This window comes from Nocardioides ochotonae (assembly GCF_011420305.2).
GTDB classification, from domain to species: Bacteria; Actinomycetota; Actinomycetes; order Propionibacteriales; family Nocardioidaceae; genus Nocardioides; species Nocardioides ochotonae.
The window spans coordinates 881,834-894,709 of the sequence record NZ_CP061769.1 but is presented as its reverse complement, the minus strand read 5'-3'; the positions used below and the strand labels follow the sequence as shown (position 1 = coordinate 894,709).

The 12,876-nt window shown below is 72.7% G+C and carries 19 protein-coding genes and 1 tRNA gene; 3 read left to right on the top strand and 17 right to left on the bottom strand.

Annotation, left to right across the window (positions count from 1 at the left end):
- The first annotated feature begins 56 nt into the window (after positions 1-56).
- On the top strand, positions 57-1,067 hold the full coding sequence (locus tag HBO46_RS04460; protein ID WP_166140182.1) for an MDR family NADP-dependent oxidoreductase: 1,011 nt from the start codon (positions 57-59) through the stop codon (positions 1,065-1,067).
- Between the two features lie 16 nt (positions 1,068-1,083).
- Here HBO46_RS04460 and HBO46_RS04455 read toward each other — a convergent pair whose 3' ends face one another.
- Genes HBO46_RS04455 through HBO46_RS04430 form a run of 6 tightly spaced genes read right to left on the bottom strand, consistent with a single transcriptional unit; the run spans position 1,084 to position 4,269 of the window.
- On the bottom strand, positions 1,084-1,407 hold the full coding sequence (locus HBO46_RS04455; protein ID WP_263457784.1) for a GroES family chaperonin: 324 nt from the start codon (positions 1,405-1,407) through the stop codon (positions 1,084-1,086).
- A gap of 5 nt (positions 1,408-1,412) precedes the next feature.
- A complete protein-coding gene (locus HBO46_RS04450; protein WP_166140183.1) occupies positions 1,413-1,667 on the bottom strand; it encodes a DUF3618 domain-containing protein in 255 nt (84 codons plus the stop codon).
- A 55-nt stretch (positions 1,668-1,722) separates the two neighbouring features.
- Complete coding sequence (locus HBO46_RS04445) at positions 1,723-2,487, bottom strand: energy-coupling factor ABC transporter ATP-binding protein (RefSeq protein ID WP_166140184.1); 765 nt, start codon at positions 2,485-2,487, stop codon at positions 1,723-1,725.
- Positions 2,484-3,206, bottom strand: coding sequence for a cobalt ECF transporter T component CbiQ (gene cbiQ / locus HBO46_RS04440; protein WP_166140185.1), 723 nt, complete (start codon positions 3,204-3,206; stop codon positions 2,484-2,486). Before cbiQ ends, HBO46_RS04445 begins: the two co-directional genes overlap by 4 nt.
- The gene (locus HBO46_RS04435) at positions 3,203-3,580 is read right to left on the bottom strand and encodes a PDGLE domain-containing protein (protein ID WP_166140186.1); all 378 of its coding nucleotides are present in this window, start codon (positions 3,578-3,580) and stop codon (positions 3,203-3,205) included. The genes cbiQ and HBO46_RS04435 overlap by 4 nt, the downstream gene beginning before the upstream one ends.
- Entirely contained in the window at positions 3,577-4,269 is a 693-nt protein-coding gene (locus HBO46_RS04430) for an energy-coupling factor ABC transporter permease (protein WP_166140187.1), read from the bottom strand. The genes HBO46_RS04435 and HBO46_RS04430 overlap by 4 nt, the downstream gene beginning before the upstream one ends.
- A 127-nt stretch (positions 4,270-4,396) precedes the next feature.
- On the opposite strand from HBO46_RS04430, the gene bcp reads away from it, so the two are divergent.
- Together bcp and HBO46_RS04420 are read left to right on the top strand one after the other, a co-directional pair.
- Complete coding sequence (bcp, locus tag HBO46_RS04425) at positions 4,397-4,879, top strand: thioredoxin-dependent thiol peroxidase (protein ID WP_224769372.1); 483 nt, start codon at positions 4,397-4,399, stop codon at positions 4,877-4,879.
- Positions 4,880-4,956: 77 nt separating this feature from the next.
- Positions 4,957-5,033 (top strand) — tRNA-Leu (locus tag HBO46_RS04420).
- A gap of 4 nt (positions 5,034-5,037) precedes the next feature.
- On the opposite strand, the gene HBO46_RS04415 is transcribed toward HBO46_RS04420, so the two are convergent.
- The 11 genes from HBO46_RS04415 to HBO46_RS04365 all read right to left on the bottom strand — a co-directional run bounded on the left by HBO46_RS04415 (position 5,038) and on the right by HBO46_RS04365 (position 12,781).
- A complete protein-coding gene (locus HBO46_RS04415) occupies positions 5,038-5,634 on the bottom strand; it encodes a 1-acyl-sn-glycerol-3-phosphate acyltransferase (protein ID WP_166140189.1) in 597 nt (198 codons plus the stop codon).
- Positions 5,635-5,684: 50 nt separating this feature from the next.
- Entirely contained in the window at positions 5,685-6,302 is a 618-nt protein-coding gene (rdgB, locus tag HBO46_RS04410) for an RdgB/HAM1 family non-canonical purine NTP pyrophosphatase (RefSeq protein ID WP_166140190.1), read from the bottom strand.
- Positions 6,299-7,018 (bottom strand): ribonuclease PH, encoded by a 720-nt coding sequence (gene rph / locus HBO46_RS04405; protein WP_166140191.1) that lies wholly within the window; start codon positions 7,016-7,018, stop codon positions 6,299-6,301. Before rph ends, rdgB begins: the two co-directional genes overlap by 4 nt.
- Before the next feature lie 43 nt (positions 7,019-7,061).
- Positions 7,062-7,889 (bottom strand): ABC transporter permease, encoded by an 828-nt coding sequence (locus HBO46_RS04400; RefSeq protein WP_166140192.1) that lies wholly within the window; start codon positions 7,887-7,889, stop codon positions 7,062-7,064.
- Entirely contained in the window at positions 7,886-8,815 is a 930-nt protein-coding gene (locus HBO46_RS04395) for an ABC transporter ATP-binding protein (protein WP_166140193.1), read from the bottom strand. The genes HBO46_RS04400 and HBO46_RS04395 overlap by 4 nt, the downstream gene beginning before the upstream one ends.
- An 82-nt stretch (positions 8,816-8,897) precedes the next feature.
- Positions 8,898-9,671, bottom strand: coding sequence for an MBL fold metallo-hydrolase (locus HBO46_RS04390; protein WP_166140194.1), 774 nt, complete (start codon positions 9,669-9,671; stop codon positions 8,898-8,900).
- 200 nt (positions 9,672-9,871) lie between these two features.
- Positions 9,872-10,819, bottom strand: coding sequence for a PLP-dependent cysteine synthase family protein (locus HBO46_RS04385; RefSeq protein WP_166140195.1), 948 nt, complete (start codon positions 10,817-10,819; stop codon positions 9,872-9,874).
- A gap of 48 nt (positions 10,820-10,867) precedes the next feature.
- Entirely contained in the window at positions 10,868-11,431 is a 564-nt protein-coding gene (locus tag HBO46_RS04380; RefSeq protein ID WP_166140196.1) for an NYN domain-containing protein, read from the bottom strand.
- A 15-nt stretch (positions 11,432-11,446) separates the two neighbouring features.
- Positions 11,447-11,722: a MoaD family protein gene (locus tag HBO46_RS04375; protein WP_166140197.1), complete on the bottom strand. Its 276-nt coding sequence runs from the start codon at positions 11,720-11,722 to the stop codon at positions 11,447-11,449.
- Between the two features lie 103 nt (positions 11,723-11,825).
- A complete protein-coding gene (locus tag HBO46_RS04370; protein WP_166140198.1) occupies positions 11,826-12,254 on the bottom strand; it encodes a Mov34/MPN/PAD-1 family protein in 429 nt (142 codons plus the stop codon).
- Positions 12,255-12,313: 59 nt separating this feature from the next.
- Positions 12,314-12,781 (bottom strand): NUDIX hydrolase, encoded by a 468-nt coding sequence (locus HBO46_RS04365; RefSeq protein WP_166140199.1) that lies wholly within the window; start codon positions 12,779-12,781, stop codon positions 12,314-12,316.
- Between the last annotated feature and the right edge of the window lie 95 nt (positions 12,782-12,876).

The following is a 12,876-nucleotide window of genomic DNA, read 5'->3' as shown; positions in this document are numbered from 1 at the left end:
ATATATTGCTGTGCGAGACTCGGAGCAGCCACCCGAACCAGTCCCAGGAGCACGCCATGGCCACCCTCTCCTCCCGCGCCGTCACCCTCGCGCGGGTCCCCGACGGCACGCCCAGCGCCGAGGACTTCGCCGTCACGACCCTCGACGTGCCGACGATGGCCGCCGGCCAGGTGACCCTCGCGGTCGACGTCTTGTCCCTCGACCCCTACATCCGCTCCACCCTCGGCGGCCGTCACCTCGGCGACGCCCCGGTGGGCCCCGGCGACGTCGTGCCCGGACGCTCCCTCGCCACCGTCACCGCCTCCGCGGACGACTCGGTGCCGGTCGGCACCCTGGTCCTCGCCGAGACCGGCTGGCGCGAGATCGCCGTGCTCCCGGCCGCCGCGGTGACGCCGGTCCCGCGGCGCGCGGGCGTGCCGGCGAGCGCCGCTCTGGGCGCGCTGGGCATGCCCGGCCTCACGGCGTACGCCGCCCACGTGCGGCACCTCAAGCCGCGTGTCGGCGACACCGTGGTGATCTCCTCGGCCACCGGTGGGGTCGGCGCCGTCGCCGGCCAGCTGGCCACCGTCGCCGGTGCCCGCGCGGTCGCGATCGTCGGCACCGAGGACAAGGCGGCGATCGCCGTCGACCAGCTCGGCTACGCCGCGGCCGTGATCCGTGGCCGCGACGGCTGGGTCGAGGAGCTGCGCAAGGCCTGCCCGGACGGCATCGACGCCTACCTGCACATGGGCGACCAGGCGACCCTCGACGTGGTGATGGAGCAGCTCGCCGTCGGCGCGCGGGTCTCGCTGTGCGGCCTGATGGACCAGTACAACGGCGGCGCCCCGACGACCGTGCGCGCCGGCGCCGTGATGACCGCCCGCGCCGAGGTGCAGGGCATGGTCGTCTACGACCACCACGACCTGGTCGCCGAGCAGGCGGCCCGCCTCGGTGCCCTCATCGCCGACGGACGCGTCCTGCTCCTCGAGGACCGCTACGTCGGCCTCGACCAGGCCCCCGAGGCCTTCGCCCGTCTGATGAGCGGCCGCAACCAGGGCAAGGTCGTCGTCCAGGTCTCCCCCGCCTGACGCCCGCCCCGCGAGGTCAGAGGTAGAGGCCGGAGGACTGGTCGGCGACTCGGTCGGCGGCGACGGCGTGGATGTCGCGCTCGCGCATGACGACGTACACCTCGCCGGAGACCTCGACCTCGGCCTTGTCCTCGAGGTCGAAGAGCACCCGGTCCCCGGGCTGTACGGCGCGCGCGGACGGGCCGGTGCCGATGACCTTGGCCCAGCTCAGCCGGCGCGCGGCCATGGCGGCGGTCGCGGGGATCACGATGCCGCCCGACGAGCGCCGCTCCCCCGCGTCCCCGTCGACCTCGACGAGGACGCGGTCGTGGAGCATCTTGATGGGGGTCTTGTCGGTCACGACGATCAGCCGACAGCCTTGCGGATCACGACGATGAGCGCGATCGCGCCGACGACGCCGCCGACGACCTTGAGGATGTTGTCGGTGCGCGGCTCGCCGGTCGCAGGGTCCACGAAGTGCGCCTTCAGCGAGGCGACCTCGCGGCTGGCGATGGTCTTCGGGCTCGAGCGGTACAGCAGCTGGTCGATGGTGCCAGCGAGCCGCTCGCGGGTCTCCTCGATCTCGCGCTCGAGGGCCGAGGTGTCGTTGGCGTTGCTCACTGGCCTGCTCCTGGGTTGGGCCGGGTCACCCCCGACGGTGCTGAACAGGGCGAGGCTACCAATCACCCTCGGGCGCGGACCGCGTGGTGCGCGGGTCGAAACCGAAGGGCAGCTCCAGACGGTTCGCCCGCATCAGCTCCTCGTCGAGCAGGACGTCGTAGGTCGGGCCGTCGGCCACCACGAGCCCGTCGCTCAGCACCACCGAGCGAGGGCACAGCTCCAGGGCGTAGGGCAGGTCGTGGGTGACCATCAGGACGGTGACGTCGAGGGAGCGCAGGATGTCGGCGAGCTCGCGGCGCGAGGCCGGGTCCAGGTTCGAGGACGGCTCGTCGAGCACCAGGATCTCCGGCTCCATCACCAGGACCGTCGCCAGCGCGACCCGGCGCCGCTGCCCGAAGGAGAGGTGGTGCGGCGGGCGGTCGGCGTGCTCGGCCATCCCCACCAGCTCCAGCGCGGCGAGCACCCGGCGCTCGAGCTCGGCACCGCGCACGCCCAGGTTGGCGGGGCCGAACGCGACGTCCTGGCGCACGCTGGCCATGAACAGCTGGTCGTCGGGGTCCTGGAAGACCACCCCCACGCGGCGGCGGATCTCCCCCAGGTGCTTCTTGACCACCGGCATCCCGCTGATGCTGACCGACCCCGCGCCGGCCGTGAGGATGCCGTTGAGGTGCAGCACCAGCGTGGTCTTGCCGGCGCCGTTGGGCCCGAGCAGCGCGACCCGCTCGCCGCGGTGGACGTGCAGGTCCACGCCGTACAGCGCCTGGCGACCATCGGGGTAGGCATAGGCCAGCCCGCGTACGTCGAGCACCGGCGCGGTCACGGGCGCTCGCCCCGCGGGCTCGAGGTGCCCGACGCGCCCCCGGCGCCGCTCAGGTCGGGGAGGCTGCCGGTGTAGCCCCGCGACACCATCGCCAGGTGCACCCGCTCACCGCGCTCGTAGGAGCGGATGAACAGCGCCCCCAGCGAGCCCGCCAGCGCCGGCCAGTGGCGCGGCGAGCTCGGCCGGCAGCCCCGCGAGCGCATCGCGGTGAGCATCCGCGACATGTCGTCGGTGACGACCTCGAGGTAGCGGATCATGAAGCCCATGATCTGCACGATCAGGTCGGGCATCCGCAGCCGGCGCAGCCCGACCAGGATCTCGGTCGGCTCGGTGGTCGCGGCCATCGTCAGCGAGGCGAGTACGCCGAGGGTGCCCTTCATCAGCAGCCCGCCGGCGGCCACCAGGCCCGGCTCGGAGACGCTGAGCCCGAGCACCTCGGTGCGCGGACCGGTCGCCACGAACGGGACCAGCACCGCGAACACCACGAACGGCACCTCCACCACCATCCGCGGCAGCAGGTGACGCAGCGGCACCCGCGCCACGGCGATCACGACCAGAAGCAGCACCAGCCAGCCGGCGAACACGGCGTAGAGGTCGCGGGGCGTGGCGACGACGAGCAGCACGAACGCCAGCAGCGCGAGGAGCTTGAGGTGCGCCGGCGCCCGGTGGACCGGGCTGTGCCCGTGGTGGTGCAGCAGGTGCGTGTGGCCCCCGCTCACCGACGCTCGACCGGGCCCTCGGCGGCCTCGTCGCCCTCGCCGTCGGGGGCGCGGAGGTCTGCGCCGTCGTGCGCCCTCGCGGAGCCCCCGCGCCGGCGCACCGCCCAGGCCAGGCCGCCGGCGATCAGCAGCACCAGCAGGACGCCGAGCACCCCGGCCAGGCCGCCGCTGAGCCGCGCGTCGTCGACTCCGGCCACCTGGTAGTCCGCGAACGGGCTGTCGGAGGTCGCGGAGTCCTCGGCGGCGTGCAGGAAGCCGGTCTGCTCCGCGACGTACTCGAGGCCGTCGGGGCGGGCGCTGGCGTAGTAGCTCGCGACGCCCGCGACGAGCAGCGCCACGAGGAGGGCGACGACGTAGAAGCGGCGGGTCCTCATGTGGGACTCCCCGCCTTGCGGATCTCCAGGGTCCGGGCGGCGATCAGGTCGCGGGCGCCGTAGACGAGGTCGGGGCGGACCTTCACCACCGAGGCGACGACCAGACCGGTGACCACGGCCTCGCCGACACCGATCACGACGTGCCAGCCGACCATCGCGGCCAGCACGTCCGCGGAGTCGACCGGGACGGTCCCCCCGACGGCGAACAGCGCGGTGAACACCACCGCCGCGGCCGGCACCGACACCAGCGCCGCCACGGCGGCCGCGGGGGCGACCACCCCGAGCCGGCGCGGCAGCACCGCCCGCAGCCCACGGAAGACCAGCCAGCCGACGGCGGTCGTGACCACGCCGATCAGCACGATGTTGGTGCCCAGCGCGCTCACGCCCCCGTCGGCCATGAAGAGGCCCTGCACCAGCAGCACGACCGCCAGGCAGAGCACCGCCGTCCAGGGCCCGACCAGCACCGCGGCCAGGGCGCCTCCCATCAGGTGCCCGCTCGTGCCGGCGCCCACGGGGAAGTTGATCATCTGGGCGGCGAACACGAAGGCGGCCACGAGCCCCGCCATCGGCGCCGTACGGTCGTCGAGCTCGGTGCGGGCGCGGCGCAGCGCGAGGGCGACCGCGCCGGCGGCCACGACCCCGGTGGCGATCGAGGTGGGGGCGTCGAGGAAACCGTCGGGCACATGCATGGAGTCGCTCCAGGTGCTTGCCGGGGGTGCCGCTAGTTTGGCGACCGGGCGACCGGCCATGGCTGCCTACCCTACGCTGTTGCACATTCGTCGCAATAGCACTTTTCCGAGCATCGAGGAGCCCCCCGTGAGCGAGAGCACCCGCCTGTCCCCCGGCGACACCGCCCCCGAGTTCACCCTCGCCGACGACACCGGCAAGCAGGTCGCCCTCTCCGACTACCTGGGCCGCAAGGTGATCGTCTACTTCTACCCGGCGGCGATGACGCCCGGGTGCACCAAGCAGGCCTGCGACTTCACCGACTCCCTGGAGTCGCTGCGCGGCGCCGGGTTCGACGTCATCGGCATCTCGCCGGACAAGCCCGAGAAGCTCGCCAAGTTCCGTGAGAAGGACGGCCTGTCCATCACCCTGCTCTCCGACCCGGACAAGCAGGTGATGAAGGACTACGGCGCGTTCGGGGAGAAGAAGCTCTACGGCAAGGTCGTCGAGGGCGTCATCCGCTCCACGATCGTGGTCGACGAGGACGGCAAGGTGTTCCTGGCCCAGTACAACGTCAAGGCCACCGGCCACGTCGCCAAGCTCAAGCGCGACCTGGCCCTCAACGAGGCCTGACCCCCCGCAGCCCGTACGCCGGTCCGTGGCGGGCGCCGCACCATGCGTGCGGCGCCCTCCCTAGACTGCGCACCAGCGCGCTCGTAGCCCAATTGGCAGAGGCACCAGGTTTAGGTCCTGGCCAGTGAGAGTTCGAGTCTCTCCGAGCGCACCACGAGTCAGTCCTCGCGCGCGGCCCGGTCCTCCTCGCGCAGGCGCGGCGGGGTGGCCTGGTCCGGCCGGATCCCGCGGACGTCGGCGTAGAACTCCCGAACCCGGTCCATGTCGGCACGCACGTCACCGCTGGGGTGGAACGTCGGACCCCAGCCGACCCGGCGGCTCGGTGCGTCGACGAAGGCCAGGGTGACCGGGAGGCCGGTCTGCTGGGCGATCCGGTAGAAGCCGGACTTCCAGTACTCCCCGCGGCTGCGGGTGCCCTCCGCGGCGATGCCGAGCAGGAACGGCTCCTCGGAGGCGCGGGCCTGCGCGATCAGCGCTCGGACCGTCGCGCCGGGGTCGGAGCGGTCCAGCTTCACCGCGCCGGTCGCCTTCAGCAGCCAGCCGAGCGGGCCGACGAAGAGCTCCTTCTTGACCAGCAGGTGGATGTTCACGCTGTTCTCCCAGGCCAGGAGGATGGTCAGCACCCAGTCCCAGTTGGAGGTGTGCGGCGCACCCACCAGCACGCCGCGCTCGGGAACGGTGCCGACCGTGCGCCAGCGGGCCAGGCGCAGCAGCACGCGGGCGAGGGTGCGACGGAGGAGGAAGTGGCGGTTCACCCCCCGAGATTCCCACGCACCCCCGCGCGCGGCGCAGGTGGGGTCAGCCTTCAGTCGCTGCCGGTGAGCAGCTCGGCCAGCCGCGGGGCCAGCTCGCGCAGCGCGCGGCCGCGGTGGGAGATCGCGTCCTTGTCGGCGCGGTCCAGCTCGGCGGTGGTCAGGCCGGGCCGGTCGTCGGCCTCGAAGATCACGTCGTAGCCGAAGCCGCCGCCGCCCCGCGCCTCGTGGACCACCCGCCCGTCCATCCGGCCCTCGACGACCAGCTCGCCCCCGGCGTGCACGACCGCGACCGCGCACGCGAAGTGCGCCGTACGCCGCTCGTCGGGTACGTCGGCCAGCTGGGCGAGCAGCAGCTCGTTGTTGCGGGCATCCGACTTGGGCGGGCCGCTCCAGCGCGCGGACAGCACGCCGGGCATGCCGTTGAGCGCGTCGACGCACAGCCCGCTGTCGTCGGCGACCGACGGCAGGCCGGTGACCTCGAATCCGGCGCGGGCCTTGAGCAGCGCGTTGCCGGCGAAGGTCGGCTGGTCCTCGACCGGCTCGTCGTACGCCGGCACGTCGTCGAGACCCACGACCACGGCACCGGGCACGTGCTCGAGCAGGATCCGCTCCATCTCCGCCAGCTTCTTGGCGTTGCGCGAGGCCAGGAAGACGCGGGGCGTGCTCATCGGGCCAGCGCCTCCGCCTGCATGCGGGTCAGGTCGGCGCAGCCCTTCTCGCCCAGGGCGAGGAGCGCGTCGAGCTCGGCGCGGTCGAACGGCGCGGCCTCGGCGGTGCCCTGCACCTCGATGAAGGAGCCGGTGCCGGTCATCACGATGTTCATGTCGGTCTCGGCGCGCACGTCCTCCTCGTAGGGCAGGTCGAGGCGCGGCACGCCGTCGATGATCCCGACGCTGACGGCGGCGACCGAGCCGGTCAGCGGCTCGCCCTTGATCGCGCCGGTGGAGCGCAGGTGCGCCACGGCGTCGGCGAGGGCGACGTAGGCGCCGGTGATCGCGGCGGTGCGGGTGCCGCCGTCGGCCTGGAGCACGTCGCAGTCGAGCTGGATGGTGTTCTCGCCGAGGGCCCGGTAGTCGATGACCGCGCGCAGCGAGCGGCCGATCAGGCGGCTGATCTCGTGGGTGCGCCCGCCGATGCGGCCCTTGACCGACTCGCGGTCCGAGCGGGTGTTGGTGGAGGCCGGGAGCATGGCGTACTCGGCGGTCACCCAGCCGAGGCCGGAGCCCTTGCGCCAGCGCGGCACGCCCTCGGAGGCGGAGGCGGCGCAGAGCACCTTGGTGCGGCCGAACTCCACGAGGACGGAGCCGGCGGCGTGGTCCAGCCAGTTGCGGGTGATGGTGATGGGGCGGAGCTCGTCGTCGGCGCGACCGTCGGCACGTGTCATGGCCCGAAGGCTACGACCCGGCGCCGACGGTCGCTCCGGTGGCCTACTTGGGCTCGGAGGCAAGCACCCGGCGGGCGCCCAGCACCATCGGGACCACGATCCAGATCCCGGCCGCGACGAGGAGACGCGCGACGTCGAGGCCGTCGACCCCCGAGAAGCCGTCGACGAACGGCGTGAACGCGTAGCTGAGGTCGATCCACGGGATCAGCGACTGCGCCCAGTCGAAGGCGAAGTAGAGGATCGAGTAGACCATGATCGGCAGCATGATCGCGACGACGTAGAAGACCGCGATCGCCGCCGGCGTGCTCAGCAGGACCATCGCCAGGCCGAAGGCCATCAGGAAGTAGAGCAGCTGGCTGACCACGGTCATCACCAGCGTGCCGGCGTCGAGGTTCCAGCGCACGTCGTAGTCGCCGAGCACGGCGCCGATCGGGTTCGTGATCGCGCCCAGCACGACCGCCAGGGCGATGGTCGCGAACGCGAACAGCACCACGGCACCGAGCTTGGCACCCAGCACCCGCAACCGGTGCGGCTCGAGGCTGAAGGTGACCAGGCCGGTGCGCTGGCTCCACTCGCTGGTCACCGCGAGGATCGGGAACACCGGCAGCAGCAACGACAGCGGGATGGACAGGATCTGCGAGAGGTCGTTGGCGCTCACCGAGGCCTCGTCGTCGAGCGCCACCACGAGCAGGACGATCGCGATCGTCCCGGCGAGCATCAGGGCGGTGATGGCCATCAGCCAGAACCCGCCCCGGGTGTCGAGCATCTTGCGCCACTCGACCGCCACCAGCCGCGCGAAGGGGACGCGGGGCGTGCGGGAGATGTCGAGGGTGCGCGGCGGTGCCGTCGCGGTGAGGTCGGGGGTGCTCATGCGGAGGCTCCTTGCTGGGTCGCGGCGGCGGGGTGGCCCTCGCGCTGGGTGTCGGCGGTGAGCTCGAGGAAGAGGTCCTCCAGGCCGGCCTGGCCGGTGCGGAGGTCGGTGAGGACGACGCGGGCGTCGAGCGCCGTGCGTCCGACGACCTCCGGGGAGGCGGCGACCCGCAGCCCGGTGCCGACGGCGCTGACCTTGATGCCCTGCGCCGTCAGGGCGGCGGCGAGCGCGTCGTTGTCGAGCGCGGTGACCAGGCTGCTCGCCGGGCCCGCGTCGGCCAGGAGCGTCTCGCGGTCGCCCTGGGCCACGATCCGCCCGCGACCGATGAGGATCAGCTCGTCGGCGATCTGCTCGACCTCGTGCAGCAGGTGGCTGGACAGCAGCACGGTGCCGCCGCGCTCGGCGTACCCGCGCAGCAGGCCGCGCATCCAGCGGATGCCAGCGGGGTCCAGGCCGTTGGCCGGCTCGTCGAGGATCAGCACCTCGGGGTCACCGAGCAGCGCGTGGGCGATGCCCAGGCGCTGGCGCATGCCGAGGGAGTAGTTGCGCACCCGGCGCTTGGCCTCGGCGTCGCTGAGCGACACCAGGGCGAGCATCTCGTCGATGCGCGAGGCGGGCAGGCCCATGGTCTTCGCGCCGATCGTGAGCACCTCACGGCCGGTGCGGCCGGCGTGCTGCGCGGAGGCGTCGAGAAGGACGCCGACGTGGCGTCCGGGGTTGGGGATGTCGGCGTAGCGATGCCCGCCGATCGTGGCGTGACCGCGGGTGGGCGCGGTGAGCCCGACCATCATCCGCATGGCCGTCGTCTTGCCGGCGCCGTTGGGACCGAGGAACCCGGTGACCCGTCCTGGCTGGCAGACGAAGCTCACGTCGTCGACGGCGGTGAACGCGCCGTAGGTCCTGGTGAGTCCTTCGACTGTGATCATGGACCCACCCTTTCAGAGGTGGACGCCGTCCCACACCGAGACGCGCGGCACCGAGACCATCCACACGCGATCGGTGGCGCCGTCAGCCGCCCAGCTCGTACGTCGCGCCGGCGCGCGCCAGGTCGATGGGGCCGTCGTACTCGCCCTGCGCCTCGGTCAGCGCGACCTCGGGCTCGTGCCACGGCGGGATGTGGGTGAGCACCAGCCGGCGGGCACCGGCGCGGGTCGCGACCTGGCCGCAGTCGGCGCCGGTGAGGTGCAGCGCGGGCGGGTTCGCCGCACTGGAGAGGAAGGACGCCTCGGCGAGCAGCAGGTCGGCGTCGCGGGCCAGGTCGTCGAGCACCGCGCACGGGCCGGTGTCCCCGGTGTAGGCCAGCACCACGCCGTCGGCGCTGACGCGCAGGCCGTACGCCGCGACCGGGTGGTCGACCGCGACCGGCTCGACGTGGAAGGGGCCGACGTCGACGGGGCCGTCCCAGTCGTGGAAGTCGAACTCCTCGTGCATGCCCGGCTCCGGCGGCAGGTCGTAGGCGCGCGCCATCCGGTCCGCGGTGCCGGCGGGTCCCCAGACCGGGATCCGCGGCTGGGCGCCGTCGGGGTGGTAGCGGCGCATGACGTAGTAGCCGCACAGGTCCAGACAGTGGTCCGCGTGCAGGTGGCTGAGCAGCACCGCGTCGATGCGCAGCGGGTCGGCGTAGCGCTGGAGGGCACCGAGCGCGCCGTTGCCGAGGTCGACCAGCACCCGCCAGGTGCGCTCACCGGTGCCGTCGTCGTGGCGAGCCTCGAGCAGGTAGCAGCTGGCCGGTGAGTCCGGACCGGGGAAGGAGCCGGAGCACCCGACGATCGTCAGCCTCATGCACGCCACCACGAGCACGGGAGGCAGGGAGTCGTCAGGTCGGGCACGTGGCACAGGCTAGGGCGTCGCACCCCCACGCGCAGCGTGTCGCGACCGATGTCACGTCGGAGGGTGGGTGGGCTGTGCCACCGGAGCCCGTCCGGGGGCGCCCCAGGAACAGGCCGGTCCAGGTCGGACCCAGGCCAGAACGAGGCCCGGGACTAGGCCCAGAGCTGGCCCTCGAGGCGCTCCTCGGCGTCGTCCACGGTGCCCTCGTAGGCGCCGGTGGAGAGGTACTTCCAGCCGCCGTCGCACACCACGAACGCGATGTCGGCGCGCTCGCCGGCCTTGACCGCCTTGGCGGCCTGGCCGAGGGCGGCGTGCAGGATCGCGCCGGTGGAGACGCCGGCGAAGATGCCCTCGAGCTCCAGCAGCTCGCGCACCCGGCGTACCGCGTCACGGGGGCCGACCGAGAAGCGGGAGTCGATCAGGCTGGCGTCGTACAGCTCGGGCACGAAGCCCTCGTCGAGGTTGCGCAGGCCGTAGACGAGCTCGCCGTAGCGCGGCTCCGCCGCGACGATGCGTACGTCGGGCTTGGCCGAGCGGAAGAAGCGCGAGACGCCCATCAGCGTGCCGGTGGTGCCGAGGCCCGCGACGAAGTGCGTGATCGAGGGCAGGTCGGCGAGCAGCTCGGGACCGGTGCCCTCCTCGTGGGCGAGGGCGTTGGCGGCGTTGCCGTACTGGTAGAGCATCACCCAGTCGGGGTGCTCCTCGGCGATCCGCTTCGCGACCCGCACGGCCTCGTTGGAGCCGCCGGCGGCCGGGCTGGAGACGATCTCGGCGCCCCACATGCGCAGCAGCTGGCGCCGCTCCTCGGAGGTGTTCTCCGGCATCACGCACACGATCCGGTAGCCCTTGAGCTTCGCGGCCATCGCCAGCGAGATGCCGGTGTTGCCGGAGGTGGGCTCGAGGATCGTGCAGCCGGGGCGCAGCAGGCCGCTCTTCTCGGCCTCCTCGATCATCTTCAGGGCCGGGCGGTCCTTGATCGAGCCGGTCGGGTTGCGGTCCTCCAGCTTGGCCCACAGCCGGACCTCGGGGGTCGGCGACAACCGTGGCAGGCCCACCAGCGGGGTGTTGCCGACCGAGGCGAGCAGGTTGTCGTAGCGCATGGGTATCAGGATGCCATTCGGGTCGTGGTGGGGCGGGCGACGGCCGGCTCAGCCGAGGAAGCGCTCGGGGTCGAAGTCCTCCAGCGCGATGATGCGCACCCGCGGCAGCGGCACGTTGAACGCGCGCACGTCGTCCTCGAGGTCGTGGACCTCCAGGCCCATGTTGTCGAACTGGGTGCTGGCGTACTCGCGCAGCGCGACCACGCCGACCCGGCGCCCGTTGCCGAGCAGCCGACCGAGCGCCTCGGCGAAGTCGGCATCGTGGCTGCACAGCAGCACGTCGTCGTCGCGACCGACCAGCGCGTCGAGCGTGCGCAGGATGCCGACGTCGACGACCTTCTCGTCGCTGCGACCGGCCAGCGGGATCGGCCGGTAGTCCATCGCCAGCAGGGCCTGCACGAAGCTCGTCGGCAGCTGCCCGCTGGAGGCGTTGAGGAAGAACAGGCCGGTGACCGGCTGGTCCCACAGGTCACGGGCGTACGCCGTGACCCGCTCCCAGCGGGGCCGCTCGTCGGGCTGCGGGCGTCGGCCCAGCAGCGAGTTGCCGAGGGTGGCGTCGATGTTCTCGCCGTCGACCAGGACGAACGTGCGCCGCGCCGGGGTGGTGGTCATCGCGGGACCGCGGTCTCAGCAGCCCCCGGCCACGGCGGGGAGCACCACGACCTGGTCGCCGTCGGAGAGTTCGGCCTCGAGGCCGCCGATGAAGCGGACGTCCTCGTCGTTGACGTAGACGTTGACGAAGCGGCGCAGGTCGCCGTTGTCGATGAGGCGGTCCTTGAGGCCGGGGTGGTTGCCCTCGAGGTCGTCGATGAGCGCGCTCAGCGTGGCGCCGTCACCGGTGACGGCCTTCTCGCCGCCGGTGTAGGTGCGCAGGATGGTGGGGATCCGGACCTCGATGGCCATGCTTCGAACAGCTCCTCAGGGATTCAGCGTTGTCGTGCGGTGCAAGTGGGGCAGATCTGGGTGGTCGTCGTGCGGGTGGTGCGCGTGCAGGGGTCGGAGATCCTCAGCCCAGGGCCGGGACGACGACGACCTCTTCCTCGGTCACCTCGCCGTCGAGGATCCGATAGGACCTGAACTCCACGGGGCCCTCGTTATTCCCGTGCTCGCGCGTGCTCACCAGCACGTAGTGCGCGTTCGGCTCGCTGGCCAGTCCGATGTCGGTGCGGCTCGGGTAGGCCTCGGTCGCGGTGTGGGAGTGGTAGATGACCACCGGCTCCTCGTCGCGGTCGTCCATCTCCTTGTAGAGCTGGAGCAGGTCCATCGAGTCGAACTCGTAGAACGTCGGGCTTCCGGCGGCGTTGACCATCTCCACGAACCGCTCGGGCCGGTCGGTGCCGATCGGCCCGGCCACGATGCCGCAGGCCTCGTCGGGGTGGTCGCGCTTGGCGTGCGCGACGATCGCGTCGAAGGTTGCCTGGTCGATGGTCAGCACCGCTCCAGAGTAGGGGTAGCGGGGGCCGCGCCCGGCACCCGCCCGGGACCCGGACCGGCTCAGAGGGCGAAGCGCGGGGCGGTCTCCCCGGAGGTCGCGGCCTCGATGCGGGCCCGCAGGTGCTCCGCCATCGGCGGCAGGTCCGCCAGCGGCCACCAGCGCACGTCGGTGTTCTCGTCGTCGGCGGCGTACGACTCCCCCGACAGCCACGAGCAGGCGAACGTCAGGTCGAGGTAGACGGCGCGGTCGCCGTTGACGTGGGTGATCCGGGGGCTCACCGACACCGCTGCCAGGCGCTCGACGGCGATCTCGACACCGGTCTCCTCCAGCGCCTCGCGGCGCGCACCGACCGCGGGCTCCTCCCCCGGGTCCAGGATCCCGGTCACCGGGGCCCACCGGCCGTTGTCGGCGCGCTCGGTGAGCAGCACCCGGTCGTCACGGACCACGACCGCCGTCACCGCCGGCATCCACAGCTCGCGGGTGCCGACCATGCGGCGCAGCTCGACGACGAAGGGCGGGATCGGCATGGCGTCAGTGTGGCAGCGCACCCGCGCCGCGGCGAAGGTCACGCGCAGGTCTCGGCCGGGGCATCCGGGCGCGGCGCGTCCACGACCAGCGCCTA

Excerpts from the sequence above, each read along its gene's own strand:
- HBO46_RS04460 (WP_166140182.1), top strand. The coding sequence starts at position 57 with ATGGCCACCCTCTCCTCCCGCGCCGTCACCCTCGCGCGGGTCCCCGAC.
- HBO46_RS04435 (WP_166140186.1), bottom strand. The coding sequence starts at position 3,580 with ATGAGGACCCGCCGCTTCTACGTCGTCGCCCTCCTCGTGGCGCTGCTC.
- HBO46_RS04430 (WP_166140187.1), bottom strand. The coding sequence starts at position 4,269 with ATGCATGTGCCCGACGGTTTCCTCGACGCCCCCACCTCGATCGCCACC.
- rdgB (WP_166140190.1), bottom strand. The coding sequence starts at position 6,302 with ATGAGCACGCCCCGCGTCTTCCTGGCCTCGCGCAACGCCAAGAAGCTG.
- rph (WP_166140191.1), bottom strand. The coding sequence starts at position 7,018 with ATGACACGTGCCGACGGTCGCGCCGACGACGAGCTCCGCCCCATCACC.
- HBO46_RS04400 (WP_166140192.1), bottom strand. The coding sequence starts at position 7,889 with ATGAGCACCCCCGACCTCACCGCGACGGCACCGCCGCGCACCCTCGAC.
- HBO46_RS04395 (WP_166140193.1), bottom strand. The coding sequence starts at position 8,815 with ATGATCACAGTCGAAGGACTCACCAGGACCTACGGCGCGTTCACCGCC.
- HBO46_RS04390 (WP_166140194.1), bottom strand. The coding sequence starts at position 9,671 with ATGAGGCTGACGATCGTCGGGTGCTCCGGCTCCTTCCCCGGTCCGGAC.
- HBO46_RS04385 (WP_166140195.1), bottom strand. The coding sequence starts at position 10,819 with ATGCGCTACGACAACCTGCTCGCCTCGGTCGGCAACACCCCGCTGGTG.
- HBO46_RS04380 (WP_166140196.1), bottom strand. The coding sequence starts at position 11,431 with ATGACCACCACCCCGGCGCGGCGCACGTTCGTCCTGGTCGACGGCGAG.
- HBO46_RS04375 (WP_166140197.1), bottom strand. The coding sequence starts at position 11,722 with ATGGCCATCGAGGTCCGGATCCCCACCATCCTGCGCACCTACACCGGC.
- HBO46_RS04365 (WP_166140199.1), bottom strand. The coding sequence starts at position 12,781 with ATGCCGATCCCGCCCTTCGTCGTCGAGCTGCGCCGCATGGTCGGCACC.